Genomic DNA, 3291 nt, shown 5'->3' with positions numbered 1-3291 from the left:
TTCGAGTGTCGGTGTGTCGCCGATTACAATTGAAGCTTCACCTTCTGGCAGTAAACCAAGGATCTCTTGTGCGTGTCTAACGGTCGCAGCAAATACCATGATGCCAAGCTTGTCTTTGGCCAGTTCAATGATTTGATCGACAATTTGTGGGGTAGCACGCTTCGATTGCTCAATCACCATATCGAGTTCTGATTCTTTATAGCGCCCCGTACTTGCCGGCCTTAGTTGCGAAAAGTCATAGCTCAAAACGGGCGCATCGATCATGCGTGCTGGTGTTAGAAAGCCTTCGTCCAACAAGTAACGAATCGGCAGTTCGAAAATACAGTCTCTGAAAAATCTCGGCTCTTCAGAACGCACTTGGCCACGTGTGTGATATTGGTAAAGCCACCCCATACCAAGACGATAAGGCGTCGCGGTCAATCCAAGCACCTTTATGCCTGAATTATTTTCACGTAAGTGAGTGATCACTTTTTGATAGCTGCTGGTCTTTTCATCTGGTACGCGGTGGCATTCGTCGATAACCAATAATGAGAACTGATTGGAGAATGAGTCAAGGTTTCGAACTACGGATTGAACTGAAGCAAACACCACTTGTTGGTCTGTCTCTTTACGCCCTAAACCAGCAGAGAAAATTGAACCTTTTAGCCCATAACCTTCATACTTTTCATGGTTTTGCTCAACGAGCTCTTTTACGTGCGCAAGCACTAGAACACGACCTTTAGCGAGCCTTGCTAACTCTGCAATCACAAGGCTTTTTCCTGCGCCTGTAGGCAATACAAGAACAGCCGGTGTTTGGTGTTTTCTGAAGTAATGAATCACTGATTTTACTGAGTCAGCTTGGTACGGGCGGAGTGTATACATATCGTGTCTTGTAAAATGAAAAACAAATAGTGTGAAATAGCTCAACTAATTGAGCAAAGGTGACTATAATACCCGACTTAGATTAGTTGAGGTATTCATGCGTTTAGATAAATTTCTGTGCGATGCGTTAGGCGTCACTCGAAGAGAAGCAACACACTTATTAAAATCAAAAGCAGTGACAGTAAATGATGTCATTCAAAAAAGCGGCTCGCTTAAGGTAACTGAAGAGTGCGTTGTGGAATGGCAAGGCAATGAACTGAATGTTCACGGCCCGCGTTACATCATGCTTTACAAGCCAGAAGGCTTTGTTTGTTCGCATGAAGATGGTTCAAATCGCACTGCGTTTGAATTACTCGATGAAATCAAAATGGACAAGCTGCACTTTGCAGGTCGTTTAGATGTTGATACAACGGGTCTTGTCTTAATGACAGACGACGGTAAGTGGTCTCACCGTATCACATCGCCAAAGCACAAGTGCGAGAAGATGTACCGAGTGTGGTTGGTTGAACCTGTTGAAGACGATTACGTTGAAAAGTTCAAAGAGGGCATCCAGCTTAAGAGCGAAGACGGCCTAACACTTCCAGCACACCTTGAAGTACGTGCAGAGCGTGAAGTGTTGCTAACGATTCACGAAGGCAAATACCACCAAGTAAAACGCATGTTTGCAGCACTTGGTAACAAGGTAGAAGCACTGCACCGTGAACGTATTGGTGAAATCGAGATGGACGAGTCTTTAGAGTTGGGTGAATACCGTTACCTAACACAAGAAGAAGTAGACTCTATCTGGAAGTAATCTTTTCTACCGTAGATGTGGCCGACCAAGGATAGCGTCGGCTGATTATTTTGACTGGTACTAGGACAGTTTCAGCCATTATTACTATATGTTCATGTATGTGTGCGCATATTCGTGTATCACTGTGCGTATTCGTGTATTGCTACGTGTATATTCGTATATTGCTGCGTGCATGCTCGTGTTCACATAGAACTTAGTACTTAGTCGGAGAGTTATGCAAACGTCTACCTCACAGACCCCAAGCTCACAACCACAAACGCCTCAGTTAGGTTGGATGCTATTTTTGGTTTTGGGCGCTATTGGTGCTTTAACACCACTCGCCATCGATATGTACCTACCTGCAATGCCAACGATCGCCAAAGATCTTGGTGTGACAGCAGGGGAAGTGCAAATCACACTTACCGCGTACACCGCAGGTTTCGCTTTAGGTCAGTTGTTACATGGTCCGTTAGCCGACAGTTATGGTCGCAAGCCAGTTCTACTGATTGGTGTGCTCTTCTTTGCGATAGCGTCTGTCGTGAGTGCAACCACTCATGGCATTGAAGCGTTAACGTTAGTTCGTACCGCTCAAGGTTTTGCAGGTGCGGCGGCGGCGGTCATTATCCAAGCGGTTGTGCGTGATATGTTCGACCGTGAAGATTTTGCAAGAACCATGTCGTTCGTTACCTTAGTGATGACGGTTGCGCCATTAATTGCCCCTATGATTGGTGGTTATTTGGCATTGTGGTTCGGCTGGCGTTCAATCTTTTGGGTGTTGGCTATTTTTGCGGTTATCGTGATTCTTGCGGTTATCATTAAGATCCCTGAAACACTGCCTGTTGAAAATCGTCAGCCATTGCGCTTTAAAACGACGATTCGCAATTACGCTCGTTTATGTAAAAACTCGACCGCTATGGGCCTAATTTTCTCGGGTGCGTTCTCGTTCTCTGGGATGTTTGCATTCTTAACCGCAGGCTCTTTTGTCTACATTGATGTCTATGGAGTACGTCCTGACCTGTTTGGTTACCTGTTTGGTCTGAACATCGTTGCGATGATTCTGATGACGACAATTAATGGTCGAATTGTTAAGAAGGTTGGCTCTCATACCATGCTGAGAGCCGCGCTGGTCATTCAATTATTAGCTGGCGTCGGTTTACTGGTTGGTTGGTTATTGGATCTCGGGCTTTGGGGTATTGTGCCGTTTGTGATGCTATTTATTGGCACCATTTCTACTATCGGCAGTAACTCTATGGGTCTATTGCTCAGTGGTTATCCAAACATGGCCGGTACGGCTTCATCGCTTGCGGGAACATTAAGATTTGGTACTGGTTCTGTCGTTGGAGCTATCGTTGCGATGCTGCCAAGTGACAGTGCTGGGTCTATGGCTATGGTAATGGCTGCGTGTGCAGTAATGTCAGCGTTACTATATTGGACATTAGGAAAGAAGGCATAATGTCAAAATACTATATTGAAATTCAGAAGTTAGTGAATGATGCATTAGGCGAGCTTTACGCTCTGCACAAAGCAGGCAAAGCGATTGATGCGCCTATTGCGAACAACCTTTATTTAGTTCGTTGGGTAACGAAGGCGATTAAGGCTCAGTCTTATGATCGTGTGATTGTGCCTGACTTGGTTCGCTGGCAGAAACAGGGCCGTTC

The 3291-nt window shown here is 45.4% G+C and carries 4 protein-coding genes; 3 read left to right on the top strand and 1 reads right to left on the bottom strand.

Features of this window, described 5'->3' with window-relative positions; genetic code table 11:
• A partial coding sequence (locus tag AB4496_RS15005) for a DEAD/DEAH box helicase (protein WP_372131260.1) occupies positions 1-861 on the bottom strand: 861 nt, incomplete at its 3' end.
• A gap of 97 nt (positions 862-958) precedes the next feature.
• On the opposite strand from AB4496_RS15005, the gene rsuA reads away from it, so the two are divergent.
• From rsuA to AB4496_RS14990, 3 genes are all read left to right on the top strand, one after another.
• Positions 959-1654: a 16S rRNA pseudouridine(516) synthase RsuA gene (rsuA, locus tag AB4496_RS15000; RefSeq protein WP_009847085.1), complete on the top strand. Its 696-nt coding sequence runs from the start codon at positions 959-961 to the stop codon at positions 1652-1654.
• 214 nt (positions 1655-1868) lie between these two features.
• On the top strand, positions 1869-3086 hold the full coding sequence (locus tag AB4496_RS14995; protein WP_017101184.1) for a Bcr/CflA family multidrug efflux MFS transporter: 1218 nt from the start codon (positions 1869-1871) through the stop codon (positions 3084-3086).
• A partial coding sequence (locus tag AB4496_RS14990) for a DUF2913 family protein (protein ID WP_372131258.1) occupies positions 3086-3291 on the top strand: 206 nt, incomplete at its 3' end. The genes AB4496_RS14995 and AB4496_RS14990, both read left to right, overlap by 1 nt.

The sequence above is a fragment of the Vibrio sp. 10N.222.46.A1 genome (genome assembly GCF_041473595.1).
Lineage (GTDB): Bacteria > Pseudomonadota > Gammaproteobacteria > Enterobacterales > Vibrionaceae > Vibrio > Vibrio tasmaniensis_A.
Note: the sequence above shows the minus strand (reverse complement) of the source record. Positions and strands in the feature narration are given on the sequence as shown.

Bases quoted from the DNA above. Each gene is read 5' to 3' on its own strand.
- AB4496_RS14995 (WP_017101184.1), top strand. From the start codon at position 1,869: ATGCAAACGTCTACCTCACAGACCCCAAGCTCACAACCACAAACGCCT.
- rsuA (WP_009847085.1), top strand. From the start codon at position 959: ATGCGTTTAGATAAATTTCTGTGCGATGCGTTAGGCGTCACTCGAAGA.